This window comes from Rhizobium sp. CCGE 510 (assembly GCF_000292525.1).
Lineage (GTDB): Bacteria > Pseudomonadota > Alphaproteobacteria > Rhizobiales > Rhizobiaceae > Rhizobium.
The window spans coordinates 42,662-66,292 of sequence record NZ_AEYF01000015.1 but is presented as its reverse complement, the minus strand read 5'-3'; the positions used below and the strand labels follow the sequence as shown (position 1 = coordinate 66,292).

Here is a 23,631-nt window from a genome sequence, read left to right as displayed (position 1 = left end):
TCAATGCGACCGGCTGGCCGGGCTCGGAACGTCGGGATGGATTTCTGCGGCCATCAGGCCCTTTTCGCCGTCGCCGAAGCGGACGAGCACCACCTGGCCGGGACGAAGCTCCGTCAGGCCGAAGCGGCGGAGCGTCTCCATGTGCACGAAGATGTCTTCCGTGCCCTCGCCGCGCGTCAGGAAGCCGAAGCCCTTGGTACGGTTGAACCACTTGACCAGCGCACGTTCCAGCCCGCTCGTCGCGGTGACCTGCACATGGGTGCGCACCGGCGGCAGTTGCGAAGGGTGGACCGCGGTCGACTGGTCCATCGAAAGGATCTTGAAGGCCTGGTAGCCGCGCTCGCGGCGCTGGATGAGGGCGACGATGCGCGTTCCCTCGAGGATCGTCTGGTAACCGTCGCGGCGCAGGCAGGTCACGTGCAGGAGGACATCCTGCATGCCGTTGTCGGGCACGATGAAGCCGAAACCCTTAGCGACGTCAAACCACTTGACGACGCCGGTGATTTCAACAAGATCGACCGGCTCTCCCGATAGCTCGTCGAGGTCGGAGTATTCGTTCGATGAAATCCTATCAGCCATTGTCGCCAGCCCCTCGAATACGCGTCACACTGTTACGGTTAACTGATTCTTGAAATCAAGATTAACATCTTGGTAACGGATAAGCGCAAGTCCTAGTTTTCGGTTATTCCCAACTGCACATTTTCCAAACATGACTTGCCCGAAGCTGACCTCAGCTCGCCGAAAAAGACCAGCCCCAATAAAGGAGTAGATAGAATGCGTTATCTCCATACAATGGTACGAGTCAAAGACCTGGACGCCTCGCTCGCTTTTTACACCACGCTGTTCGGGCTGGAGGAGATTCGCCGCCACGAAAACGAGAAGGGCCGCTTCACCCTGGTTTTCCTGGCCGCTCGCGATGATCTCGACCGTGCACGCAGCGAAAAGACCCCCTGCCTCGAGCTTACCTACAACTGGGACACGGAAGATTATAGCGGAGGACGCAATTTCGGCCACCTCGCCTATGAGGTCGACGATATTTACGCAACCTGCCAGAAGCTGATGGACAACGGCATCACCATCAATCGGCCGCCGCGCGATGGGAACATGGCCTTCGTGCGCTCGCCCGACGGCATCTCGATCGAAATTCTGCAGAAGGGCAGCCCGCTTGCCGCCGCCGAACCTTGGGCCTCGATGGGCAATACCGGCGCCTGGTAAGGCTTTTCGCCGCAAGGCTTTTGCGAGGCTTGCGGCTTTTGCGATTTCGGGTCCGGCCGGCGCCTTGACGCTTGCCGCGATCCGGCCCCGCAGGCAATCTCCCGATGACTCGAAGCGGAAGACGGCGGTTTTCGCCCGTTTTCCGCATCAACTGGAGACTGTCGCTTGCGTAATATCGAACTGCGGATGCCCCTGACGGGCGCTTTGCTGATCGCCACCTCGGTGCTGGCGCTATCCGGCTGCGCGTCGGACAAGAAGGCGCTCGACTCTGCGGCAGCGGTTCCAGCGCAAGCCGCAGTACCGCAGCTTGCTCAGGCAGCGCCTGCAAAAAATGCCCCACGCTCAATGTATTCGGACCCCCGGCTCGTCAACGTCTCCGGCGCTCAGGCCGCGCCCCAGGTCGTCGCTCAGGATCCGAATGCCGCCGTCCCGCCGGCCGATCCGGCGACGGCAGCGCCTGCCAATATCGGCGGGCTGGTGCTGCAGTCGACCCGAATCAACGCCCAGGCGATGAGCATCTTTTCGGATCATCAGCCGGGGCCGCAGAACAATGGCACGTCAACCGTCATTCAGCCGCAGGCCTATGCGCCGGTTCAAGGCGCAGTACCCGCAAGAAGCAGCGTCTACAGCCAGCCGCCTACATCAGCACAGCCGGCGGAGCCGGTGTTGCCGCAGCAATCCTCGCAGAATGGCAGCACTCAGCCTGCGCCCGTTCAAACAGCATCGTTGGCAACAGACGGCGGTCCGGCCCCGACGATGAACGCGCTCTACAGCGCGCCGAAGCAGAACCTGCTCGGCAGCCTTTCCGGCTTGCTGCATAAGGCTGCCCTGCCCGGCATGACGCGTATCGGGCCGAACGGGCTGCATCTCCAGAATGACAAGGTCGAGGTCGGCTGTTTCAAGCCTGAGCTGCTGAGTGTGATCAAGACGGTCGAAAGCCATTTCGGCCGGCCGGTTATCGTCACATCAGGCTATCGCGACGAAGAGCATAACCGCCTCGTCGGCGGCGCCGATGAATCGATGCACAAGAGCTGCGAGGCGGCCGACATCCAGATCGACGGCGTGACGAAATGGGATATCGCCGCCTATATCCGCTCGCTGCCGAACCGCGGCGGCGTCGGCACCTATTGCCACACCGATTCAGTCCATCTCGACACCGGCAAAAGCCGCGACTGGAACTGGGGCTGCGGCGGCAAACGCGCGCCGATGACGACCGCAAGAGCGATCTGACGGCCGCGCAATTTTCGCATGACGTTACGGAATCGCCGCCTCCTCTTGTTAAAGAAACAACCGGCAGCCTATTGATTCAGCTTTAATAATCAGCTCTTCGAACGCATTCAGATTTCCTGTCATTTTTTTGAAAGAAATCCGAATTGGCGCTTGCGGGATTCAAAACGCCTGACTATAAGGGCGCCACCACGAAGGAAGCGCCCTTCGTCTATCGGTTAGGACACCAGATTTTCATTCTGGGAAGAGGGGTTCGACTCCCCTAGGGCGTACCACTTTCTCTCCATATAGAAGCCATTGCATCCGCTTGCAGAAGTCTGCGCGTGGTCCTATTTTAACTGGGCCGGCCTGCGCCCTTCGTCTATCGGTTAGGACGACAGATTCTCATTCTGTAAAGAGGGGTTCGACTCCCCTAGGGCGTACCAGATCCAGTCACAACGCCTACAGCGCGCGACCTGCTTTGGGACAGAGCACCGCCGAGAGTTCAATTCATTTTTAGGAAGACTATCTCAGCGGCGAAGTAAGCATCGACCTGGCCCGCCACATCGGCCAGCTTGGTTGCCGGCGGCACGAGATCAATGTCTTCCAACATGTCGTCGATCCAGTTTCGTACCCTGAGATATGTTTTTCCACAGCCACAAAAAATTCGGCGATAACGATGATTTTTTCGCGTCTTGGCGCTTGCGGCTTTTGAAGGTGCTGACTATAAGGGCGCCACCACGAAGGAAGCGCCCTTCGTCTATCGGTTAGGACGACAGATTCTCATTCTGTAAAGAGGGGTTCGACTCCCCTAGGGCGTACCACTTTCCCTCCGAATTCCTCATCTTCAACCTTTTTGCGCGGCTATTCTATTTTGCCGGCGCAGCATCGCAGACACGCAGCTGGATGCGGCGGGCGCCTTGGTAATGCTCGGCGCCCAGCGAACCCACCACGTGCAGGCTGGCGCCGCGTGAGTTGAGGAGAAGATTACCAAGTGGCGTATCGGCGGCGCGGAAGGCGATGCCGTCGAGCCGCGATCCGTCCATTGCCTCCATCGTCACCTTCACATGTTTCTCGCCGACCAGGCGTGCATCGCGCACACGATGCGCCGGCACGGCAAAGAGCGGCTGTGCATGGCCGGAGCCATAGGGACCGGCGGCCTCCAGGCGGTCGATGAGTTCGAGCGTGGCGCCGCTGGCGCCGATCGCGCCGTCGATCTTCAGCGTCTCGTTGGCGACGAGACCGGCCACCGTTTTTGTGGCCTTCTCTGTGAAGAAGGTCCTCAGCCTGCCGAGATTGGCGCGCTCGACCGTCAGCCCGGCGGCCATCGCGTGACCGCCGCCCTTGACGAGCAGCCCTTCATCGACCGCGGCCCGCACCATCCGGCCCATGTCGAAGCCGTTGATGGAGCGGCCCGAGCCAGTGCCACGGCCGGAGGGGTCGAAGGCGATTGCAAAGGCGGGGCGTTTGAATTTTTCCTTCAGCCGTGCAGCAATCAGGCCGACGATGCCCGGATGCCATTTGTCATGGGCGGTGACGATGACGGAGGCACCCTCGCCGTCGCCATATTCGGCGAGCGCCTCGGCTTCCGCCTCCTGCAGCATGACGGTCTCCATCGCCTGGCGTTCGCGGTTGAGCTCGTCGAGGCGTTGGGCGATCACATCGGCCTCCCCGGCGTCGTCGAGCGTCAGCAGCCGGCTTCCGAGTGCCGCGTCGCCGATCCGCCCGCCGGCATTGATGCGCGGGCCGATCAGGAAGCCGAAATGATAGGGGGTCACCGGGCCCGCGAGCCCGGCCTTGCGGAAGAGGGCCGCTAGCCCGGCATTGCTCTGGTGGCGGGCAGCGACCAGCCCCTTCACCACATAGGCGCGGTTGAGACCTTTCAGCGGCACGACATCGCAAACCGTCGCCAGTGCGACGATATCCAGCCATTGCAAGAGGTCGAGCGCCAGGATGCGCTTATTGCCGGCGGCGCGCAGCAGCCTCAACGTCGCGACCAGCACCATGAAGACCACACCGGCTGCGCAAAGATGCCCCTGCCCTGAGAGATCGTCCTCGCGATTGGGGTTGACGAGCGCGTGGCAGGGCGGCAGCTCATGTGTCACCTGGTGGTGATCGATGACGACGACATCAATATTGCGCGCGGCAGCGGCCGTAAGCGCCTCGTGACTGGTCGAGCCGCAATCGACGGTGACGATCAGCCGGGCGCCATTGTCGATCAACTGGTTGATCGCCGCCGGATTGGGGCCGTAACCTTCGAAGACGCGATCGGGAATATAGATGTTCGCCTTGACGCCGAAATGGCTGAGGAAGCGAAACATCAGTGCCGAGGAGGCCGCGCCGTCGACGTCGTAGTCGCCGAAGATCGCGACGCTCTCGCCGCGGTCGATGGCGCTCAGGAGGCGGGTGGCCGCCTTTTCGCAATCGGTCAGCTTATGGGGATCGGGCATCAGGCTGCGGATCGTCGGATCGAGGAATTCGACTGCCTCGTCCACCGTCACGCCGCGCCCGGCCAGCACGCGGGCGATCAGATCCGGCAGACCGTGGATCTGCGACATGGCGAGCGCCCGGTTCTGCCCGGCCTGGTCGAGCCGCGCGACCCAGCGATTATCGAGCGCGGATTTCTCCACGCCGAGAAACGCGCGCTGTACCGGATCGACGAGATCTGCCATGCCATACTCCGCTGACTTCATCTGCTCTTTCTACAGAAGCAGCGGAGATAACATAGCGATGGATTTGCAAACACGGGTTATTTACCAGAACACTGCCCAGACGATCATGGCAATGCCGCACAGTTGCACCAGCATGACCGAAAACAGCGTTAGCAGAATGGCCCAGTTGCGGCCTTCTGTCTGTTCGTCGCCATCAGGCTCATCTGGGGCCTCTTGACGAGTTTCACGGTAGGTCGGCTTGAGCATTTCCTCAAGCATATCAGGACGGTCCGGCGGCGCCTCGCCCGGGCAGCCATACCCCTTCCCGGCGTGGCTGTCCTTGCTCATGAAATTCTCCACGCAGACGACTCACCAATCTCCGGTTTAGTTATATCAATATTTCGGTATCTGTTAATATAGACTTCCGTAAGGGGAGGTTGAAAAAATCGCAAAAAATCGCCCTGTAGAGACAGAGCGGTTCAACGGATCCAGACGATCGGGAGGGCTCAGCCGTCCTCTTTCGGCCGCTCGATTCGAATCACCTGCGGTTCGCCGAAGAGATAACCTTCCGACTTGATCGAGGCGACCGCCTTGCGCACCGACTCTTCCATCGTCGCATGGGTGACGAGAATGATCGTCTGGTGGTGCGACGGCGCCAGATGCTGCTTCGAGCGTTGGACGATCGATTCCAGCGAGATGTTGTTTTCGGCCATGCGGGTTGCGACGCTGGCAAAGACGCCGGTGCGGTCGAGCACGGTCAGGCGGATGAAATAACCGCCCTCGTGGCTCTGCATCTGCGCCTTGCGGTAGGGTTCCAGCGCCTTTGCGGGATGGCCGAGCACCGGCACGCGCTGGGCGCCCGGTTGGCTTTTGGCGATATCGGCAATGTCACCGAGCACCGACGAGGCCGTGGCATTGCCGCCGGCGCCGGGGCCGACCATCAGCAGTTCGCCGAGCACGTCGGATTCGATCGCCACCGCATTGGTGACGCCATCGACCTGGGCAATGACCGAATCGACCGGCACCATGGTCGGATGCACGCGCTGCTCGATGCCGGTATCGGTGCGCTGGGCAACACCCAAGAGCTTGATGCGATAACCGAGCTCGGCGGCAGCGTGAATATCCTCGATCGAGATGTTGGTGATGCCTTCGAGATAGATGTCATCGGCGGCGATGCGATTGCCGAAGGCGAGCGTCGTCAGGATCGACAGCTTGTGGGCGGTGTCGTTGCCCTCGATATCGAAGGCCGGATCGGCCTCGGCATAACCCAGCCGCTGCGCTTCCTTCAGGCACTCGGCGAAGGAAAGCCCCTCCTTTTCCATCTTGGTCAGGATGTAATTGCAGGTGCCGTTCATGATGCCATAGATGCGCGAGACGGAATTGCCGGTCAGCGATTCACGCAGCGCCTTGATGACGGGAATGCCGCCGGCAACTGCCGCCTCGAAATTCAGCAGCGCGCCCTTCTCCTCGGCGATCGTCGCAAGCTCGACGCCGTGATAGGCAAGCAGCGCCTTATTGGCCGTCACCACATGGAGACCACGTTGCAGTGCGGCGCGAACGGAGATGTTGGCAGCCCCTTCGGCGCCGCCCATCAGCTCGACGAAGACGTCGATATCGCCCTTTTCGGCAAGGTCTTCCGGCCGGTCGAACCAGGCGACATTGGCAAGATCGATGCCGCGGTCCCTCGCCCTGTCACGCGCGGAAACCGCGGTGATGGTGATCGGACGCCCGCAGGTGACGGCAAGCTCGTTGCTCTTCTGCTGAATGATGCGGACAAGCGAGGCGCCAACGGTGCCCAAGCCCGCAATGCCGATTTTGAGGGCATCTGCCATGGATCGATCCTGAAATGTCTGTGTAGCGGCAGCCGCCGAACGCGGCTGCCTTAGGTTGGATTAACGGTGCGCGTTCAGTGAGATGACGTTGTGCATCGTCTCGTCTGCCGTCGACATGAACTTCTTGATGTTGCGCGCAGCCTGGCGGATGCGGTGTTCGTTTTCGACAAGCGCCAGACGGACGTAGTCGTCGCCCATTTCACCGAAGCCGATGCCCGGGGCAACGGCGACGTCAGCCTTCTCGACCAGCAGCTTGGAAAACTCAAGCGAACCGAGATGACGGAATTTTTCCGGGATTTTCGCCCAGGCGAACATGGTGGCAGCCGGCGGCGGCACGTCGAAACCGGCCTTGCCGAAGCTTTCGACCATGACGTCGCGGCGACGCTTATAGACGTTGCGGACTTCGGCAATGTCGGAACCGTCGCCGTTCAGCGCATGTGTCGCCGCCACCTGGATCGGCGTGAAGGCGCCGTAATCGAGATAGGACTTCACACGGGTCAGAGCGGCGATCAGCCGCTCGTTGCCGACGGCAAAGCCCATGCGCCAGCCTGGCATGGAGAAGGTCTTCGACATCGACGTGAACTCGACGGTCACGTCGATTGCGCCGGGCACCTCGAGAACCGACGGCGGCGGGGCGCCGTCGAAGTAGATTTCCGAATAGGCAAGGTCGGAAAGCACGATGATGTCGTGCTTTTTGGCGAAGGCAATGACGTCCTTGTAGAAATCGAGCGTCGCGACAAGGGCCGTCGGGTTCGAGGGGTAGTTGAGGATCAGCGCCAAAGGCTTCGGGATCGAATGCCGGACCGCACGCTCAAGCGGCGGAAAAAAGCTTTCGTCCGGCTCCACCGACATGGAACGGATGACGCCGCCCGCCATCAGGAAGCCGAAGGCGTGGATCGGATAGGTCGGATTCGGGCAGAGGATGACGTCGCCGGGCGCGGTGATCGCCTGCGCCATGTTGGCAAAGCCTTCCTTGGAGCCCAAGGTGGCGACCACCTGGGTATCCGGGTTGAGCTTGACGCCGAAACGGCGGGCATAATAGGCGGCCTGGGCGCGGCGCAACCCCGGAATGCCCTTGGAGGACGAATAACGATGGGTGCGCGGATCCTGCACGACTTCGCACAGCTTATCGACGATCGACTGAGGAGTGGGAAGGTCGGGGTTTCCCATGCCGAGATCGATGATATCGGCGCCGCCCGCTCGCGCGCTTGCTTTCAAACGGTTGACCTGTTCGAAAACATAAGGCGGCAGGCGCCGGACTTTGTGAAACTCTTCCATTTCATTCCCCATGGAAAGGCGGCGTTCGGGCCGCAGTCGAAGTTCGTTCCGTCTCCCGGCGGCTGCGACACGAACTTCAGAATCGCAGCGCCGTATTCATCAGACCCAAAACACGCGGCAAATCTTTGACGGAAAGGCCGCGTAACGCGCATTATCGGGAAAATCGTGTCTTCCGATCCATCTGGAAGGCTTTGCGTCCAAATTGCCTGAAAGGCAAGGTCTATTTGGAGATTTCGGAGAGCGTATCCGCGCCGTGTTCGGCAGCGAGACGGCGCATTTCCGCGGCCTTGGCCTGATATTCGGCTTCCGAGATCGTGCCGGCCTTGCGCCGGGCGGCCAGTGCGGTCAGTTGATGCTGCAGTTCGGCCGCCTGTTCGTCGCTCATCTGGACGTTGGCGGCCGTCAACGGCGCGCCGAAACTCGGATAGCCGTCCGGCGACTTCGCTAGGCCGCCTTCGACCGCATCACCCTTGGTGGCCGGCATGACGACGGCGGTTGGCGCCGCTCGCTTGGCCGCGGCTGCGGCCTTCTGCTCGGCGGTCAGATTGCATCCGGCAAGGGCCATCGCCGCCGCTGCGCAGATCAATGCGATGCGGTTGAAGGTTGCGATGCGCCGAATGCCGTTCTTCGTCATGCCTCAAAATCCAGTTCTGACTGCGTCGACTGTTAAATTTGTCGCAGCGACAAAGCAATAGCATGAGCCGGCGCGGGTGGAACTTGTTTTCTCGTTCAATCACGATGTACAACGATTGGATAAAAAGAGTGCTGCCGCCGGAGGAAATGGTGACCGACAGCAAGCAGGAGAATGGCGGCCAGAAGAATGGCGGCAAAGCCGGTTTCGATGCGACCGATCTCGATCCCTATCTGTTGAAGGATCCAGAGACCATGGCGATGAATTTCGCCCGGGCGCTCGAAAATCTCGGACAGGCTGCCTCGGCCTGGCTTGCGCCGCGCGAACGCGGCGAGATCAGCCAAACCGCCGTCGATCCGATGACCGACATGGTCAAGACGCTTTCCAAGGTCACAGAATACTGGATTGCCGATCCGCGCCGCTCCTTCGAGGCGCAGACGCAGCTGATGTCCTCGTTTTTCGGCATCTGGATGCGCTCGATGCAGCGCATGCAGGCCACGCGCGGAGAACCTCTGCCTGCCGAGCCGGACACCCGCAAGGACAAGCGCTTCTCCGACGAAGACTGGCAGAAGAACCCGTTCTTCGATTTTCTGCGCCAGGTCTATTTCATGACGACCGACTGGGCGGAGAAGCTGGTGTCGGAGACCGACGGCCTCGACGAGCACACCAAGCACAAGGCCGGCTTCTACGTGAAGCAAATCACGGCCGCGCTTTCGCCCAGCAACTTCATCGCAACCAATCCCCAGCTCTACCGCGAGACGATCGCAACCAGCGGCGAAAACCTGGTGCGGGGGATGAAGATGCTTGCCGAGGACATCGCTGCCGGAAACGGTGATCTTCGCCTTCGCCAGACCGACATGACGAAATTCGCCGTCGGTCGCGACATGGCGCTGACGCCGGGCAAGGTGATCGCCCAGAACGACATCTGCCAGATCATCCAGTACGAGGCGTCGACCGAAACAGTGCTGAAGCGGCCGCTGCTGATCTGCCCGCCATGGATCAACAAGTTTTATATTCTCGATCTCAACCCGCAGAAATCCTTCATCAAATGGTGCGTCGACCAGGGCCAGACCGTCTTCGTCATTTCCTGGGTCAACCCGGATGCGCGCCACGCCGACAAGGACTGGGCGTCCTATGCCCGCGAAGGCATCGATTTCGCGCTTGAGACGATCGAGAAGGCGACGGGCGAAAAGGACGTCAACGCCGTCGGCTACTGCGTCGGCGGCACACTGCTAGCGGCAACGCTGGCGCTGCATGCCAAGGAGAAGAACAAGCGCATCAAGACTGCGACGCTCTTTACCACCCAGGTCGATTTTACCCATGCCGGCGACCTCAAGGTCTTCGTCGACGAGGAGCAGTTGACAGCGCTCGAAGAGCATATGCAGACGGCCGGCTATCTCGACGGTTCGAAGATGTCGATGGCCTTCAACATGCTGCGCGCTTCCGAGCTGATCTGGCCTTATTTCGTCAACAACTACCTCAAGGGCCAGGATCCCCTGCCCTTCGACCTGTTGTTCTGGAACGCCGATTCGACCCGCATGGCGGCAGCAAACCATGCCTTCTACCTGCGCAATTGCTATCTCAAGAACGCGCTGACGCGGAACGAGATGGTCCTCGACGGCAAGCCGGTGTCGCTGAAGGACGTGAAGATCCCGATCTACAATCTCGCTACCCGCGAGGATCACATCGCGCCTGCGAAGTCCGTCTTCCTCGGCAGCCAGTTTTTTGGCGGCAAGGTGGAATTCGTCGTCACCGGCTCGGGACATATCGCCGGCGTCGTCAACCCGCCGGACAAGAAGAAATATCAATTCTGGACGGGCGGCCCTGCCAAGGGCGAGTACGAGACGTGGCTCGAGCAGGCGACCGAGACAGCGGGATCTTGGTGGCCGCACTGGCAGACGTGGATCGAGACCCATGACGGCAAGCGCGTTGCGGCACGCAAACCGGGCGGCGATGCGCTGAATGCGATCGAGGAAGCCCCGGGAAGTTATGTGATGGAACGCGCCTGAGAAGGCCCAGCGCATCTCTTTTTGAGACGTCGCGAGAAAGAGCGACGCGGCGTAAATAAATTAGAAACCATAATTCGTCATCCTTGCGCGACAGTCGGAAGTCGCGAGTGGTCTAAATTCGGCCCACTTGCGCCTATACCGGCCCCGGCGAAGTGTAGTCAGTCAGTGCCGCCGGCCTGCGTAGCGAGTTTGAAAGACGAGTGTAGTATGGCGTTTGCGGTCGGGACGTTCGATGACGTCACCCCTCTTGGCGGATCTGCCTTTCGTTTGCGCGGATCTCGCGGCTTTCTTTACGGCGTCGTCGGCGCCGGATTTCTGACCTCCACATGGTTGATCGCGACCTTGGCGACAATGCATTCGGTGGCCGTGCCCGTTTCTCCGCCCGACAGATTCACGCAGATGGCATCCGCGCCGAAGGCCAAACCGGCGACGCCCCACGAACGGCTGATCCATGTCGGCAAGGCTGACCGGCTGGCCGCCTTCGATGCAAAGCCGCAGATACCGCTGACGGCGGGCCTCATTCAATCCCACGCCGAAAAGACTGCAGCCGCCGCAACGGCACTGGCGGCACTTACAAAACACAGTCGGCTTGTCATGGCTGCCGAGCAGCCAGTCGTGGCGGCAATTTCCGACAGCGCAAAATTCCGCAAGGATGATGTGATCACGCCGGCACCGGTCGAGCTCGCCTCGGCAGCGACCGAAGAAGACGACGGCGACCGTATCATCATTCCCTCGAAGGAGGCCGTCGCCGCTGCCGAACTCCCGGCCCTTCTGGCACTTGCCGATGCCGGATCCCGGCAGATCGCACCGGCTCCGGTCGAACCATCAGCATCTCCGGTCCGCACCGCCGCAATTTCCGCCCCGGAACCCGCACCGGTGGTCGTTGCCGCCGCCGACGGCGCGCCGCCTTTCGATCTGGTGCTGACGCCCGACGAAGACTCCGTGCCGCTGCCGATGGCGCGTCCCGACGGCCTTATCGGCAAGCCGGCGCCGGTCGCCAAGGGTTCGCAGCGCGCAGGCGAACCTGCGCTTGCCTACGCCCAGCCAAACTCGCCGATCGAGGACGACAAGGACGATGCAGTGCCGCGCTACGACAAGCCGGTGTTCTCGCCGAAGCTGCGCGCCGGTGTGGCGATCTACGACATCGAGAACAGCACCGTCTATCTGCCGAACGGCGAGAGGCTGGAAGCCCATTCCGGCCTCGGCAAGATGCGCGACAACCCACGTTTCGTAAACAAGAAGATGCACGGGCCGACGCCGCCGCACACCTACGCCCTCACCATGCGCGAGAGCCTTTTCCATGGTGTCGAGGCACTGCGGCTGACGCCGCTCGAGGGCTCTGACGCCATCTATGACCGTGTCGGCCTGTTGGCCCACACCTACATGCTCGGCAAAAACGGTGATTCCAACGGCTGCGTCTCCTTCAAGGACTACAAGCGCTTCCTCGCCGCCTACAAGCGTGGCGACATCAGGCAACTCGTGGTCGTGCCACGGCTGAACAACAAACCGTCGTCGACGCTTGCCTCGCTGTTTTCGTCGCGCAGCTGATCGGCATCAAAGAGAAAACGGCTGCTTTTCCGGTGGCGAGCGCTATTTCAACCAGACTGCGATTCGCTCCACCGCCTCGGCGATCTCGGCTTCCGAGCCCGCATAGGACAAACGCAGGGTTCGATGTCCCTCCAGCGGATCGAAATCGAGACCCGGCGTTGCGGCGACGTCGATTTCCGCGAGCATGCGCTTGGCAAAACCCATGCTGTCATTGGTGAAGCGGGTGACGTCGAGATAGGCATAGAAGGCGCCGTCCATCGGTGACGCGATCGAAAGGCCGATCTGCGGCAGGCGCTTCATCAGCAAGTCGCGGTTGGCGGCATAGCTCGCCTTATAGCGATCGAGCTCGGCGCCGGCGCCAAGAGCCGCCACGGCGGCGATCTGGGAGAGCTCAGGCGGAGAGATATAGAGGCTTTGCGCCACCCGCTCGATCGGCCGAACCAGGCGTTCCGGCAGCACCATCCAGCCTATTCGCCAGCCGGTCATGCAATAATATTTGGAGAAGGAATTGATGACGATCGCCTCGTCGGTCAGCTCCAGCGCGCTTGCCTCCTCGCCGGCGAAAGTCAGCCCGTGATAGATTTCATCCGAGATGAAGGCGATGGAATGGCTTGTGCAGTAATCCGCAAGCGCCTTCAGCCCATCGCGGCCGGTCACCGTGCCGGTCGGGTTGGCGGGGCTTGCGAGCAGCACGCCTTTCAGCGTCATGCCGCTTTCCTTCTGCGCTGCCTCGAGGCTCTCAGGCGTCAGCGTGAAGTGGGTCTCGGCCGTTACCGGTACTTCGACAACCTTCAGGCCCAGTGCACCGAGGATATTGCGATAGGCGGGATAACCGGGTCTTGCGATCGCCACCGCATCGCCGGCATCGAAGAGCGACAGGAAGGCGAGATTGAAGCCGGCCGAGGAACCGGTGGTGATGGCGATCCGCATGGAATCGATCTCCAGGCCGTGGCGATCCCTGTAGTGTCGGGCAAGTGCCGATTTCAGCCGTGCCGTTCCAAGCGCATCGGTATAACCGATCCGACCCTCGGCAAGGGCTGCGCGCGCTGCTTCAAGGGCAGCCTGAGGGGCGGGATGCGAGGGCTGACCGACCGCCATCGAGATGACAGGCTGGCCGGCCGCCCGCCGCTTTGTCGCCTCCGCCAGGACGTCCATGGCATGAAATGGCTCGACTTCGCTGCGTTTCGATATGGAAAACAAGATCGCCTCTCGCTCGGCTACTTCACTGACGGCCCGACAATTGCCGCATTAATCGGCTCATCACAATCCCGCGAGGGTCCCGCGGGGATGAAAATTCCTGTTTGAAGAGAACCGAACGCACCGTACCTTGACGCGACGCACTCAAGTCCATAACCCGGCGACGGTCTTTTCGACAAAGAGACGACCACATCGCCGTTGACGAGGATATCATGGCCTTTCTTCCGAAAACCTTCACCGCACTGGCGCTTGCCGCATCGATCGCCCTTCCGTTTCCGGCGGCAGCGCTCGACGACCAGCAGAAGAAGGAGTTCGGCGAATTCATCAAGCAATACCTGATCGAAAACCCCGAGATCATGCTCGACGTCCAGGATGCGCTGCAGAAGAAGCAGGAAGCTCAGCGGCTGGTGAAGGCCAATATGGCAATCGACGAGAACACGGCCGCGATCTTCGATTCGAAGAACGACGTCACGCTCGGCAATCCCAAGGGTGATGTCACCGTCGTCGAATTCTTCGACTATAATTGCAGCTACTGCCGTCATGCGCTTCCCGACATGCAGGCAATGCTGAAGAAGGACAAGAACGTTCGTTTCGTGCTCAAGGAGTTTCCGATCCTCGGGCCGGATTCGGTTGCTGCCCACAAGGTGGCCGACGCCTTCCGCAAGCTGGCGCCGGAGAAATATGCCGATTTCCATGTCGCCCTCCTCGGCACCGAAGGCCGTGCCTCCGACGAAACGGCGATCGCGGTTGCCGGCTCGCTCGGCGTCAGCGAGGACAAGATTCGCGCCGAAATGGCAAAGAGCCCGAATGATGGGGTCGTCCAGGCGACCTACCAGCTCGCCTCCAGTCTCGGCATCAGCGGCACACCGTCCTATGTGATCGGCAACGAACTGGTGCCTGGCGCCGTCGGGCTCGACGATCTCGAAGCCAAGGTCAAGAATATGCGCAGCTGCGGCAAGACCGCCTGCTGAGCAAGTGAGCCGCCAGGCGGCCGCTCATCAAATCGCCAAAATCGAAGCGTTTCAACCATGTGGACAAATGTGGCGTGATTCCGCTGGCCAATCCGTAGGGGCTTTCATTCGGCCTTCACGGAGTCTATAGGTTGCCGTCGTACATTTTACGGAACATTCGATGACGCAAACGATTTTGGTCCTGAACGGCCCCAACCTGAACATGCTCGGCAAACGAGAGCCCGGCATTTATGGTGGTAAGACGCTGAAGGACATCGAGGCGGACTGCAAGGCTGCCGGCCGCGAACTCGGCTTCGACATCGATTTCCGTCAGAGCAATCACGAAGGTACGCTTGTGGACTGGTTCCATGAGGCCGACGAAAAGTCCGTCGGCGTTGCCATCAACGCAGGCGCCTATACGCATACATCGGTCGCGCTGCATGATGCGATCCGCGCTATTTCCATTCCCGTCATTGAGCTCCACATATCCAACGTTCATGCGCGGGAAGAATTCCGCCATAAGTCGATGATTGCGCCGGCATGCAAGGGCGTGATTTGCGGCTTCGGGCCTCACAGCTACATCCTGGCGCTTCATGCGCTGAAGAACATCACGGCATAAGAATAAGACAGGGCAACACCATGGCTGAAAAGAAATCGGGTATCGATCAGGCACTGATCCGCGATCTCGCCAATATCCTCAACGAGACGGATCTGACGGAGATCGAGGTCGAGCAGGACGACCTGCGCATTCGCGTTTCGCGCGCCGGCACGCCGCAATATGTCCAGGCGCCGATCGCAGCACCGGCCTATGCCGCAGCCGCTGCCCCGGCAGCAGCAAGCGCGCCGGACGCCGCTCCCGCCCGCAACCCGGCCAATGTCGTCAGCGCGCCAATGGTCGGCACCGTCTACATGGCGCCCGCTCCGGGCGCGCGTGCCTTCATCGAAGTCGGCGCGACCGTCAAGGAAGGCCAGACGCTGATCATCATCGAAGCGATGAAGACGATGAACCAGATCCCCTCGCCGAAGTCGGGCAAGGTAACCGAGATCCTCGTCGATGACGGACATCCCGTCGAATACGGCCAAGCCCTCGTCGTCATCGAATAGGCCCATGCCCATGATTTCGAAAATCCTCATCGCCAATCGCGGGGAAATCGCCCTTCGCGTGCTTCGGGCCTGCAAGGAGCTCGGCATCGCCTGCGTCGTGGTTCATTCCACCGCCGACGCCGATGCCATGCATGTGCGCCTTGCCGACGAAAGTGTCTGCATCGGCCCGCCCTCCTCGCGCGAAAGCTATCTCAATATCCACCAGATCGTCGCCGCCTGCGAGATCACCGGCGCCGACGCCGTGCATCCGGGCTACGGCTTTCTGTCGGAGAATGCCAAGTTCGCCGATATTCTCGAAGCCCACGGCATCACCTTCATCGGGCCGACAGCGGACCATATCCGCATCATGGGCGACAAGATCACCGCCAAGACGACGGCGCTGGAACTCGGCATTCCCGTCGTTCCGGGCTCGGACGGGGAAGTGAAGACCGAAGAGGATGCGCTGAAGACGGCGGCTGAAATCGGCTATCCCGTGCTGATCAAGGCAACGGCCGGCGGCGGCGGACGCGGCATGAAGGTCGCCAAGAGCGAGGCCGACGTGATCGAGGCCTGGTCGACGGCGCGCACGGAAGCGGCAGCCGCCTTCGGCAACGATGCCGTCTACATGGAAAAATATCTCGGCAAGCCGCGCCACATCGAAATCCAGGTGTTCGGCGACGGCGAAGGCAATGCCATTCATCTCGGCGAGCGCGACTGCTCGCTGCAGCGCCGCCACCAGAAGGTCTGGGAAGAGGCGAACTCGCCGGCGCTCAACGTCGAGCAGCGGATGAAGATCGGCCAGGTTTGTGCCGACGCCATGAAGAAGCTAAAATATCGCGGCGCCGGCACGATCGAATTCCTCTACGAGAATGGCGAGTTCTATTTCATCGAAATGAACACCCGCCTGCAGGTGGAGCATCCGATCACGGAAGCGATCACCGGCATCGACCTCGTGCACGAGCAGATCCGCGTTGCCTCCGGCGGCGGTCTCTCGGTGACGCAGGGTGAAGTGCATTTTTCCGGTCATGCCATCGAATGCCGGATCAATGCCGAGCACCCGCGCACCTTCGTGCCCTCGCCCGGCACGATCACGCATTTTCACGCGCCTGGCGGCCTCGGCGTGCGCATCGATTCCGGTGCCTATCAGGGCTACAAGATCCCACCTTATTACGACAGCCTCATCGGCAAGCTGATCGTGCATGGCCGTACTCGCGTCGAGTGCATGATGCGGCTGCGGCGGGCGCTCGACGAATTCGTCGTCGACGGCATTAATACAACGCTGCCGCTGTTTCAAGATCTCGTCTCCAACCAGGATATCGCCAACGGCGACTACGACATCCACTGGCTGGAAGACTACCTGGCCAACACACCGGCGGCATAGGGCAGGAATGGCAGGATCGCGCAGGAAGTCACCAGGCATTACCCCTGAAATACTCCTGCGCGCCTATTCCATCGGCCTCTTCCCAATGGCCGAATCTGCAGACGACCCGGAAATCTTCTGGGTCGAGCCGGAATTGCGCGGCGTGCTGCCGTTCGACGATTTCCACGTGTCGAAGAGCCTTGCCAAGACAGTGCGCCGGAAACCCTTCGATATCCGTTTCGATCACGCTTTCGACCAGGTGATCGCGGCTTGCGCGGAGGAGACCTCCGGGCGGCCGAGCACCTGGATCAACAGAACGATCAGGTCCCTTTACGCGACGCTGTTCGACATGGGCCATGCTCATACGGTCGAAGCCTGGGACGGCGATGAACTGGTCGGCGGTCTCTACGGCGTTTCGCTTGGCTCGGCCTTCTTCGGCGAAAGCATGTTTTCGCGGCGGACGGATGCCTCGAAGATCTGCCTCGTGCATCTGGTCGAGCGGCTGCGGGAAAAAGGCTTCACCCTGCTCGACACGCAGTTCACCACCGAGCACCTGAAGACGTTCGGAGCGATCGACGTCGCGAAGGCCGATTATGGCGTGCTGCTTGCAGCCGCGATGGAATCGCCACACCTGAAGTTTTAAGCAGCACGCACCATGATGTGGTGACGTGCTTAGCGTGCTGTCGCTTTGGTGCCGTCAGGAGCCGGGACGTCCGAGTTTGCCTTGCAGTCCTTCAGCCAGACGTCGTAAATCGGGTGCTCGACGGCGTTGAGTCCGGGGCTGGCGGCAAACATCCAGCCGGTGAAGATGCGGCGGATCTTGCGGTCGAGGGTAATCTCGTCGACCTCGACGAAACCGTCAATCTTCTGCGCTTCGGCCTGGTCGCGCGAATAACAGGCTTTCGGCGTCACCTGCAGCGCACCGAACTGAACCGTCTCGTTGACATAGACGTCGAAGGTGGTGATACGGCCGGTGATCTTGTCGAGGCCGGAGAAGACGGCTACCGGATTTTCGATGCGTGCGGCATTTGCCGTAACTGGCGGAAGCAACGCCGAGAGCGCCAGCAGCGATCCGGCGGCACGCAGCACCCTGTTCCGCGTGAAGAGCTTCATGTTTACCCGTCTCCAGACATTCTTCGTTCACGGCCGCGGTCAAGCGCGGCCAACCTGCGGGTAAAGGTCAATTGTGGCCAAAAGCCGGGCCAGAGGAAGCTCGGTTGAGCCGTCTCAGTTGCCCGGCGTCCAGGCGTCGTAATCGCCGGTGACCCGCGGACGCTCGCCCGGAGCGGCAATGGAGCCCGGCGGACGGTAAGCCTGCGGAGAACCGGTGAAGTTGGGGCGATGCGCCTTCTGCCAGTCCTTGGCGACGTAGTTTTCCTTGGACGGAGGAACGTCGGTGCGGTGATGCATCCATCCATGCCAGCCCGGCGGAATGGCGGAGGCGTCGGCGTAACCCTTATAGATCACCCAGCGCTTCGGCAGGCCGTAAGAAGACATGCCGCCTTCGTAGTAGACGTTGCCGAATTCATCCTCGCCGACGCGCTTGCCGAAACGCCAGGTCGCAAAACGCGTGCCCATCGTCTGACTGTTCCACCAGGTAAAGGTCTGAACCAGAAGATTCCACATGTCTTTTCCTTGTGCCCGCCAGATGCGGGCCAAACCAGAATTCGTTTTCTCGCTTATGCCGTCGCCAAGGCGAATTGTCCAGCGATTCCACGACAGCCACGGGTCATTTCAAAGCCATCTTGAAGCCGAGATGCGAGGGCTTGAAGCCCAGTCTTACATAGAAACGATGGGCATCCTTGCGGATCGCATTCGAGGTCAACTGCACCAGCCGCACGCCGCGGCCTTTTGCCTCAGCTATGGCGAATTCGATCATCCGTGCGCCGATCCCCTGCCCGCGCGCCCGGCGAATGACGATCTCGGACAAGACGGCCGCCATGGACTTAAGGTCCTTCGAGCGGCTTTTCGAAAATCAGCGACGGAATGCCGGATTGCCCGGGCGCGCCATTCTCGTTGCGCCCAACCTCGGTGAAGCCGTGCGCTTTGTAAAAGGCGATCGCCGCCGCATTCTGCGGCTCGACTTCGAGACGCATGATTTCCGCATCCGGGAAGCAGGTTTCGAGTTCGGCGAAAAGATCGCGGCCGATGCCCTGACGTTGCAGCGCCGGGCTGACGTAGAGAAGATGCAGCGTGACCGTCTTCGTCAGTTCCTGCGACACCGCCGCATAGCCCATGCCGCCGATGGTGCGGCCATCGTCGGCGACGAGGAATTCGGCGTCCTTTCGCACCAGGCGCGTCTTCAGTGCGGCGGGAGAAAAGAGCTGGGCGGTGAGTTCATTCACCCTGGCCTTGCCATGCAGGCCGTCATAGGTAGCGTGAAAGCTCTCCACCAGCAGGACGCGGACCTTTTCCAGGTCACGCTCGCCGGCCGTGCGGACGAAATACATGCCTATTCCTCGATGCCGAGCTTCGCCTTGACGAGCGCCTGGACGGCCTGCGGATTGGCCTTGCCACCCGTCGCCTTCATCACCTGACCGACGAACCATGCGGCCAAGGTCGGCTTCGCCTTGACCTTTTCCACCTGATCGGGATTGGCGGCAATGATCTCGTCCACGGCCTTCTCGATCGCACCGGTATCCGTTACCTGCTTCATGCCGCGCGCTTCGACGATCTCGGCCGGATCGCCGCCTTCGGTCAGCACGATTTCGAAGAGGTCTTTGGCGATCTTGCCGGAAATGGTTCCAGCCTTGATGAGATCGATGATGGCGCCGAGCTGGGCCGGCGAAACCGGTGTCTGCTCGATGTCCTTGCCGGTTCGGTTCAGCGCGCCGAGCAGGTCGTTGATCACCCAGTTTGCCGCCATCTTGCCGTCACGGCCTGCAGCGACGGCCTCGAAATAATCGGCGATTGCCTTTTCGGAGACGAGCACCGAAGCGTCATAGATCGACAGACCGAGTTCGCGCACGAAGCGCTCCTTCTTGTCGTCAGGCAATTCCGGCAGATCGGCTGCGAGCGCCGCGACGAAGGCATCGTCGAATTCGAGCGGCAGCAGGTCCGGATCGGGGAAGTAACGATAGTCGTGCGCATCCTCCTTGGAGCGCATGGAGCGCGTCTCACCCTTGTTCGGGTCGAAGAGCCGCGTCTCCTGATCGATCTTGCCGCCATCCTCCAGAATACCGATCTGACGGCGGGCTTCGTATTCGATCGCCTGGCCGATGAAACGGATGGAGTTGACGTTCTTGATTTCGCAGCGCGTGCCGAAATCTTCGCCCGGACGGCGGACGGAGACGTTGACGTCGGCACGCATCGAGCCCTCATCCATATTGCCGTCGCAGGTGCCGAGATAGCGCACGATCGAACGCAGCTTCGTCATATAGGCTTTGGCTTCGTCGGACGAGCGCATGTCGGGCTTGGAGACGATCTCCATCAGCGCGACGCCGGAGCGGTTCAGGTCGACATAGGACATGGTCGCATGCTGGTCGTGCATCGACTTGCCCGCATCCTGTTCCAGGTGCAGGCGCTCGATGCCGATCTCGATATCCTCGAACTGGCCCTGACGGTCCGGCCCGAGCGAAATGACGATCTTGCCCTCGCCGACGATTGGATCCTTGAACTGCGAGATTTGATAGCCCTGCGGCAGGTCGGGATAGAAATAGTTCTTGCGGTCGAAGAGCGAGCGCTTGTTGATCTGGGCTTTGAGGCCGAGACCGGTGCGCACGGCCTGCCTGACGCATGCCTCGTTGATAACAGGCAGCATGCCGGGCATGGCGGCATCGACCAGCGAGACGTTCGAATTCTGCGGCTTGCCGAACTCCGTCGAAGCGCCGGAGAAGAGCTTCGAATTGGAGAGCACCTGGGCATGGACTTCCATGCCGACGATGACTTCCCAGTCGCCGGTGGCGCCGGGGATGAAGCGTTTCGGATCAGGCGTGCGGACATCGACAAGGGTCATCTGATACTCTTTGCAGGCTGTTCTTTTCCATTGGTGAGGTAAAGGAAATGGCGTGCCGGTGCAAGGCTTTCGCCATGGCGTGCGGCGCGGTTTGACGGCCGCGGCGACATTTGCCGCGGGTTAACCGAGGCACAATAGAGTTGCCGCATGACGATAATCAATATCACCAAATGGGCCGCACCGTTTCTGGCGCTGAACCTCTTCGTCTTCTCGATCTATTTCCTCGATAAGCAGGCGGCACGCGATGGCAGGTGGCGGATCAGCGAGCGCACGCTTCTGACGCTTGCGCTAATCGGTGGCAGCCTCGGCGCGGTGGCGGCACAGCAATTGCTGCGGCACAAGACGAGAAAGGAGCCGTTCCGGTCGATCCTGGCGGCGATCCTGATCCTGCACGGCGCATTGGCCGCGGTGCTGATCTTCGCGCCGGGATGGCGCATTTTCCTTCTTCAGGATTTTTGAGGCGTCAGAATTCCTGCCCGTATCCACGCTGGTCGTCCGAGACGAGCGTTTTCGTCAGCCCGACCGAGGGCACGTCGCGGTCGAGTTTCGGATTGTAGGCGACCGAGAGCCAGTGGATGCTGTAACCGTGTTTCCGGAAGAAGCCGATCGCCTCGTTGTTGCCGGAATGGGTCTGCATCGCTGCCTTCTCGAAACCCCGACCGGCGATCTCCTTTTCGATCCGCTCGAGAAGGGCCGAGCCCAGCCCCTGGCGGGCGAAGGCGGGATCGATCCAGAAATCCGAGATGGTTTCGTCCAATCCCTCGCGCGCCGCCCAGCCTGCGACCTGGCCATTCTGCTCGACGACGGTGATGGTCAGCCAGTCGTTTTCCACGAAGTTGCGAAAGGCGTTGCGGGCTGCGTCGATCATCGCGTGCGATTCGCCGATCGCCGCCATCGCCTTTTGCCAGGCCCTCAGGCCGATCTCGCTCAATAGCTCCGCTTCGCCGTCGCGAGCATTGCGAATGTGGATCAACGACACCTCCGCGTTACCTCGCAACTAGACCATTGAGTCGCCGAATTTACCAGTACCCCCAGAGGGCTGATGGCTGGAAACTGCGGTTTTCGACGGGTTTGATTGGCAAGCACGGTCTTGACCGCCTTTTCCGCGCTGAATAAAAAACCTTATCGAGGTGTTTTATGTTGAGCCTGTCACAGACCCGGTAAAGGCCCTGCCCGCAAGTCCGCTTGCGCGCATGGGCCCGAAAAAAACGAAGCCCTGACGTTCGAAAGAGCGCCAGATCGTTTTTGTGCGCCCTGTTGGGCACGATACCGGATCTCAACACATGGACATTTCCCGCACGGAGCAGCGCATCCTGCATCTCATGGCCCAAGGCGGCCGCATCGAAATTTCCCGCGACGACGATAGGAAGATCGAGGCGGTCAGCTGCTTCACCCGCGACGGCTGGCTCTATCCCGGCGTCGACCTCGATCTCTTCCGAAGGCTGAAGCGGCTGAGAGCAATCAAATCCTCCAGCGGCCAGCCCTACCGGATCACCGAAAAAGGACTGATGTTGGTCAGGTCGCAGCTGAACAACAGGTAACGGACAACCACCCTGACCGCGTCTCGAACCGGCGCGGTCAGGGGGGCGCCTCAAGCCTTTGCAGAAAGTTCCGTTCGCATCGCCGACCATTCGTCGGCCATTGTGCCCGTGCCGCGCGTCTTGCCGGCGCGGCGATACCAGTAATCGGCATTCCAGTCCTCGCCTTCGATGCGATGGCAAAGCGCATGTCCCCAGTCGAACGGCTGTTGACCTTCGTGGCGCTGGCAGATTTCGTGTACCGCCTGCCAATCCGCGCCCATGGTGAAACCGGCGGCAGCAAGGCGATCAGCGGCCTCAATCAATCGTGCAAGATCCTGTTTCGACATGAGGCCACTCCCCCCGACAAAGCAATCGACAGCAATATCATTATCAATGATTCCTGCGTAGGCCGATTACACAAGAACCAGCGGTCCGAGCTGAACGTAACAGGCCAGCCAAATTCACCTCATCGCTGGGTCGACTATCCGCAGCGCCGGACAGCCGTGACATCACGAAACCCGTCTGACACCCAGCCGCTCGATCGGAAACACTGCCGTCGCTCGCTCTGCAGATAATCTGGAACATCGCCGGACGTACGAAGTTTGACCCGGTCAACAAGGAGATTCTCGATGCCTGAGAACGAAACCCGCTCAATCTTTATTACTGGTCTCAAGAACGCTCACGCCATGGAAAACCAGGCGCTTTCGATCATGAAACCACAGCTCTCGCGTATCGAGAACTATCCGGAGATAGCGGCAAAGCTCGACCAGCATATTCATGAAACTGAGGGCCAGATAAGCCGGATCGAAGAGGTGCTGGACAGCCTGAACGAAGACCACTCGTCGCTCAAGGACATGGCACTTTCTCTGACGGGGTCGATGGCCGTGATGAGCCATACCATGGCCGGCGACGAAGTCCTGAAGAACTCCTTTGCGAATTTCGCGTTCGAGAATTTTGAAATGGCGGCCTACAAGTCGCTGCTGACCATTGCCGAAGCCGGCGGCTACGGAGCGGCCAGCGCCGCGCTCCAGGCAAACCTTGCTGAAGAGAAGGCGATGGCAGAATGGCTTGATGAAAACATCGTCTCCGTGACGACTAAATTTCTTTCCCTTCGCGAAGCTGGAGAGAAAGCCAAGGTCTAAGGGAACAACGATGGTCCCGCGTGGTTACTTACCAGCGGATCGGCCCGGCGCCCT

General features: G+C 60.7%; 25 protein-coding genes, 3 tRNA genes and 1 pseudogene. 15 read left to right on the top strand and 14 right to left on the bottom strand.

Annotated elements, in window-relative coordinates:
- Complete coding sequence (locus tag RCCGE510_RS07350; RefSeq protein ID WP_007628623.1) at positions 1-579, bottom strand: cold-shock protein; 579 nt, start codon at positions 577-579, stop codon at positions 1-3.
- A gap of 195 nt (positions 580-774) precedes the next feature.
- On the opposite strand from RCCGE510_RS07350, the gene gloA reads away from it, so the two are divergent.
- The 5 genes from gloA (at position 775) to RCCGE510_RS07325 (ending at position 3,245) form a co-directional block, all read left to right on the top strand.
- The gene (gene gloA / locus RCCGE510_RS07345) at positions 775-1,215 is read left to right on the top strand and encodes a lactoylglutathione lyase (RefSeq protein ID WP_007628621.1); all 441 of its coding nucleotides are present in this window, start codon (positions 775-777) and stop codon (positions 1,213-1,215) included.
- A gap of 165 nt (positions 1,216-1,380) precedes the next feature.
- Positions 1,381-2,445 (top strand): D-Ala-D-Ala carboxypeptidase family metallohydrolase, encoded by a 1,065-nt coding sequence (locus RCCGE510_RS07340; RefSeq protein WP_007628620.1) that lies wholly within the window; start codon positions 1,381-1,383, stop codon positions 2,443-2,445.
- 197 nt (positions 2,446-2,642) lie between these two features.
- Positions 2,643-2,717 (top strand) — tRNA-Glu (locus RCCGE510_RS07335).
- Positions 2,718-2,792: 75 nt separating this feature from the next.
- Positions 2,793-2,867, top strand: a tRNA-Glu gene (locus tag RCCGE510_RS07330).
- Positions 2,868-3,170: 303 nt separating this feature from the next.
- Positions 3,171-3,245 (top strand) — tRNA-Glu (locus RCCGE510_RS07325).
- A 45-nt stretch (positions 3,246-3,290) separates the two neighbouring features.
- Here the strand turns inward: RCCGE510_RS07325 and recJ are convergent.
- The 5 genes from recJ to RCCGE510_RS07300 all read right to left on the bottom strand — a co-directional run bounded on the left by recJ (position 3,291) and on the right by RCCGE510_RS07300 (position 8,816).
- On the bottom strand, positions 3,291-5,093 hold the full coding sequence (gene recJ / locus RCCGE510_RS07320) for a single-stranded-DNA-specific exonuclease RecJ (protein WP_007628619.1): 1,803 nt from the start codon (positions 5,091-5,093) through the stop codon (positions 3,291-3,293).
- An 81-nt stretch (positions 5,094-5,174) separates the two neighbouring features.
- Positions 5,175-5,420, bottom strand: a complete 246-nt coding sequence (locus tag RCCGE510_RS07315; protein ID WP_007628618.1) for a hypothetical protein — start codon at positions 5,418-5,420, stop codon at positions 5,175-5,177.
- Positions 5,421-5,578: 158 nt separating this feature from the next.
- On the bottom strand, positions 5,579-6,904 hold the full coding sequence (locus RCCGE510_RS07310) for a homoserine dehydrogenase (RefSeq protein WP_007628617.1): 1,326 nt from the start codon (positions 6,902-6,904) through the stop codon (positions 5,579-5,581).
- Positions 6,905-6,964: 60 nt separating this feature from the next.
- Positions 6,965-8,182, bottom strand: a complete 1,218-nt coding sequence (locus RCCGE510_RS07305) for an LL-diaminopimelate aminotransferase (protein ID WP_007628616.1) — start codon at positions 8,180-8,182, stop codon at positions 6,965-6,967.
- A gap of 220 nt (positions 8,183-8,402) precedes the next feature.
- Positions 8,403-8,816 (bottom strand): hypothetical protein, encoded by a 414-nt coding sequence (locus RCCGE510_RS07300; protein ID WP_007628615.1) that lies wholly within the window; start codon positions 8,814-8,816, stop codon positions 8,403-8,405.
- Positions 8,817-8,962: 146 nt separating this feature from the next.
- Here RCCGE510_RS07300 and phaC point away from each other — a divergent pair, with 146 nt between their 5' ends.
- Complete coding sequence (gene phaC, locus RCCGE510_RS07295) at positions 8,963-10,822, top strand: class I poly(R)-hydroxyalkanoic acid synthase (RefSeq protein ID WP_240539639.1); 1,860 nt, start codon at positions 8,963-8,965, stop codon at positions 10,820-10,822.
- 207 nt (positions 10,823-11,029) lie between these two features.
- On the top strand, positions 11,030-12,370 hold the full coding sequence (locus RCCGE510_RS07290) for a DUF2778 domain-containing protein (protein WP_007628612.1): 1,341 nt from the start codon (positions 11,030-11,032) through the stop codon (positions 12,368-12,370).
- Positions 12,371-12,412: 42 nt separating this feature from the next.
- Here the strand turns inward: RCCGE510_RS07290 and RCCGE510_RS07285 are convergent, their stop codons facing one another.
- Positions 12,413-13,570 carry an aminotransferase class I/II-fold pyridoxal phosphate-dependent enzyme gene (locus tag RCCGE510_RS07285; RefSeq protein WP_007628611.1) on the bottom strand — a complete coding sequence of 386 codons (1,158 nt, stop codon included), beginning with the start codon at positions 13,568-13,570 and terminating at the stop codon, positions 12,413-12,415.
- Between the two features lie 209 nt (positions 13,571-13,779).
- Between RCCGE510_RS07285 and RCCGE510_RS07280 the strand changes: the two genes are divergently transcribed.
- From RCCGE510_RS07280 to aat, 5 genes are all read left to right on the top strand, one after another.
- A complete protein-coding gene (locus tag RCCGE510_RS07280; protein ID WP_007628610.1) occupies positions 13,780-14,538 on the top strand; it encodes a DsbA family protein in 759 nt (252 codons plus the stop codon).
- Positions 14,539-14,698: 160 nt separating this feature from the next.
- Positions 14,699-15,136, top strand: coding sequence for a type II 3-dehydroquinate dehydratase (aroQ, locus tag RCCGE510_RS07275; RefSeq protein WP_007628609.1), 438 nt, complete (start codon positions 14,699-14,701; stop codon positions 15,134-15,136).
- A 20-nt stretch (positions 15,137-15,156) separates the two neighbouring features.
- A complete protein-coding gene (gene accB, locus RCCGE510_RS07270; protein WP_007628608.1) occupies positions 15,157-15,621 on the top strand; it encodes an acetyl-CoA carboxylase biotin carboxyl carrier protein in 465 nt (154 codons plus the stop codon).
- Positions 15,622-15,625: 4 nt separating this feature from the next.
- The gene (accC, locus tag RCCGE510_RS07265; protein ID WP_192815289.1) at positions 15,626-16,981 is read left to right on the top strand and encodes an acetyl-CoA carboxylase biotin carboxylase subunit; all 1,356 of its coding nucleotides are present in this window, start codon (positions 15,626-15,628) and stop codon (positions 16,979-16,981) included.
- 7 nt (positions 16,982-16,988) lie between these two features.
- Entirely contained in the window at positions 16,989-17,603 is a 615-nt protein-coding gene (gene aat / locus RCCGE510_RS07260) for a leucyl/phenylalanyl-tRNA--protein transferase (protein ID WP_007628606.1), read from the top strand.
- Between the two features lie 29 nt (positions 17,604-17,632).
- Here the strand turns inward: aat and RCCGE510_RS07255 are convergent, their stop codons facing one another.
- The 5 genes and pseudogenes from RCCGE510_RS07255 to gatB all read right to left on the bottom strand — a co-directional run bounded on the left by RCCGE510_RS07255 (position 17,633) and on the right by gatB (position 20,915).
- The gene (locus RCCGE510_RS07255) at positions 17,633-18,073 is read right to left on the bottom strand and encodes a DUF2155 domain-containing protein (RefSeq protein ID WP_007628604.1); all 441 of its coding nucleotides are present in this window, start codon (positions 18,071-18,073) and stop codon (positions 17,633-17,635) included.
- Positions 18,074-18,187: 114 nt separating this feature from the next.
- Entirely contained in the window at positions 18,188-18,586 is a 399-nt protein-coding gene (locus tag RCCGE510_RS07250; protein WP_007628603.1) for an NADH:ubiquinone oxidoreductase subunit NDUFA12, read from the bottom strand.
- A 103-nt stretch (positions 18,587-18,689) separates the two neighbouring features.
- Positions 18,690-18,899, bottom strand: a pseudogene (locus tag RCCGE510_RS07245) (GNAT family N-acetyltransferase); the annotation flags it as partial.
- Between the two features lie 7 nt (positions 18,900-18,906).
- Positions 18,907-19,410 (bottom strand): GNAT family N-acetyltransferase, encoded by a 504-nt coding sequence (locus tag RCCGE510_RS07240; RefSeq protein WP_007628601.1) that lies wholly within the window; start codon positions 19,408-19,410, stop codon positions 18,907-18,909.
- A 2-nt stretch (positions 19,411-19,412) separates the two neighbouring features.
- Positions 19,413-20,915, bottom strand: coding sequence for an Asp-tRNA(Asn)/Glu-tRNA(Gln) amidotransferase subunit GatB (gene gatB / locus RCCGE510_RS07235; protein WP_007628600.1), 1,503 nt, complete (start codon positions 20,913-20,915; stop codon positions 19,413-19,415).
- A 147-nt stretch (positions 20,916-21,062) separates the two neighbouring features.
- Here gatB and RCCGE510_RS07230 point away from each other — a divergent pair, with 147 nt between their 5' ends.
- Positions 21,063-21,374: a DUF1294 domain-containing protein gene (locus RCCGE510_RS07230; protein WP_007628598.1), complete on the top strand. Its 312-nt coding sequence runs from the start codon at positions 21,063-21,065 to the stop codon at positions 21,372-21,374.
- 4 nt (positions 21,375-21,378) lie between these two features.
- Here RCCGE510_RS07230 and RCCGE510_RS07225 read toward each other — a convergent pair whose 3' ends face one another.
- The gene (locus RCCGE510_RS07225; protein ID WP_007628593.1) at positions 21,379-21,888 is read right to left on the bottom strand and encodes a GNAT family N-acetyltransferase; all 510 of its coding nucleotides are present in this window, start codon (positions 21,886-21,888) and stop codon (positions 21,379-21,381) included.
- Between the two features lie 310 nt (positions 21,889-22,198).
- Between RCCGE510_RS07225 and RCCGE510_RS07220 the strand changes: the two genes are divergently transcribed.
- A complete protein-coding gene (locus RCCGE510_RS07220) occupies positions 22,199-22,456 on the top strand; it encodes a YjhX family toxin (RefSeq protein WP_007628591.1) in 258 nt (85 codons plus the stop codon).
- Positions 22,457-22,506: 50 nt separating this feature from the next.
- On the opposite strand, the gene RCCGE510_RS07215 is transcribed toward RCCGE510_RS07220, so the two are convergent.
- On the bottom strand, positions 22,507-22,782 hold the full coding sequence (locus tag RCCGE510_RS07215; protein WP_007628589.1) for a hypothetical protein: 276 nt from the start codon (positions 22,780-22,782) through the stop codon (positions 22,507-22,509).
- Positions 22,783-23,064: 282 nt separating this feature from the next.
- On the opposite strand from RCCGE510_RS07215, the gene RCCGE510_RS07210 reads away from it, so the two are divergent.
- Positions 23,065-23,577 carry a ferritin-like domain-containing protein gene (locus RCCGE510_RS07210; RefSeq protein WP_007628588.1) on the top strand — a complete coding sequence of 171 codons (513 nt, stop codon included), beginning with the start codon at positions 23,065-23,067 and terminating at the stop codon, positions 23,575-23,577.
- Positions 23,578-23,631 lie beyond the last annotated feature (54 nt).

Excerpts from the sequence above, each read along its gene's own strand:
- RCCGE510_RS07350 (WP_007628623.1), bottom strand. The coding sequence starts at position 579 with ATGGCTGATAGGATTTCATCGAACGAATACTCCGACCTCGACGAGCTA.
- gloA (WP_007628621.1), top strand. The coding sequence starts at position 775 with ATGCGTTATCTCCATACAATGGTACGAGTCAAAGACCTGGACGCCTCG.
- recJ (WP_007628619.1), bottom strand. The coding sequence starts at position 5,093 with ATGGCAGATCTCGTCGATCCGGTACAGCGCGCGTTTCTCGGCGTGGAG.
- RCCGE510_RS07315 (WP_007628618.1), bottom strand. The coding sequence starts at position 5,420 with ATGAGCAAGGACAGCCACGCCGGGAAGGGGTATGGCTGCCCGGGCGAG.
- RCCGE510_RS07310 (WP_007628617.1), bottom strand. The coding sequence starts at position 6,904 with ATGGCAGATGCCCTCAAAATCGGCATTGCGGGCTTGGGCACCGTTGGC.
- RCCGE510_RS07305 (WP_007628616.1), bottom strand. The coding sequence starts at position 8,182 with ATGGAAGAGTTTCACAAAGTCCGGCGCCTGCCGCCTTATGTTTTCGAA.
- RCCGE510_RS07300 (WP_007628615.1), bottom strand. The coding sequence starts at position 8,816 with ATGACGAAGAACGGCATTCGGCGCATCGCAACCTTCAACCGCATCGCA.
- phaC (WP_240539639.1), top strand. The coding sequence starts at position 8,963 with ATGGTGACCGACAGCAAGCAGGAGAATGGCGGCCAGAAGAATGGCGGC.
- RCCGE510_RS07290 (WP_007628612.1), top strand. The coding sequence starts at position 11,030 with ATGGCGTTTGCGGTCGGGACGTTCGATGACGTCACCCCTCTTGGCGGA.
- RCCGE510_RS07280 (WP_007628610.1), top strand. The coding sequence starts at position 13,780 with ATGGCCTTTCTTCCGAAAACCTTCACCGCACTGGCGCTTGCCGCATCG.
- aroQ (WP_007628609.1), top strand. The coding sequence starts at position 14,699 with ATGACGCAAACGATTTTGGTCCTGAACGGCCCCAACCTGAACATGCTC.
- accB (WP_007628608.1), top strand. The coding sequence starts at position 15,157 with ATGGCTGAAAAGAAATCGGGTATCGATCAGGCACTGATCCGCGATCTC.
- accC (WP_192815289.1), top strand. The coding sequence starts at position 15,626 with ATGCCCATGATTTCGAAAATCCTCATCGCCAATCGCGGGGAAATCGCC.
- aat (WP_007628606.1), top strand. The coding sequence starts at position 16,989 with ATGGCAGGATCGCGCAGGAAGTCACCAGGCATTACCCCTGAAATACTC.
- RCCGE510_RS07255 (WP_007628604.1), bottom strand. The coding sequence starts at position 18,073 with ATGAAGCTCTTCACGCGGAACAGGGTGCTGCGTGCCGCCGGATCGCTG.
- RCCGE510_RS07250 (WP_007628603.1), bottom strand. The coding sequence starts at position 18,586 with ATGTGGAATCTTCTGGTTCAGACCTTTACCTGGTGGAACAGTCAGACG.
- RCCGE510_RS07240 (WP_007628601.1), bottom strand. The coding sequence starts at position 19,410 with ATGTATTTCGTCCGCACGGCCGGCGAGCGTGACCTGGAAAAGGTCCGC.
- gatB (WP_007628600.1), bottom strand. The coding sequence starts at position 20,915 with ATGACCCTTGTCGATGTCCGCACGCCTGATCCGAAACGCTTCATCCCC.
- RCCGE510_RS07230 (WP_007628598.1), top strand. The coding sequence starts at position 21,063 with ATGACGATAATCAATATCACCAAATGGGCCGCACCGTTTCTGGCGCTG.
- RCCGE510_RS07220 (WP_007628591.1), top strand. The coding sequence starts at position 22,199 with ATGGACATTTCCCGCACGGAGCAGCGCATCCTGCATCTCATGGCCCAA.
- RCCGE510_RS07215 (WP_007628589.1), bottom strand. The coding sequence starts at position 22,782 with ATGTCGAAACAGGATCTTGCACGATTGATTGAGGCCGCTGATCGCCTT.
- RCCGE510_RS07210 (WP_007628588.1), top strand. The coding sequence starts at position 23,065 with ATGCCTGAGAACGAAACCCGCTCAATCTTTATTACTGGTCTCAAGAAC.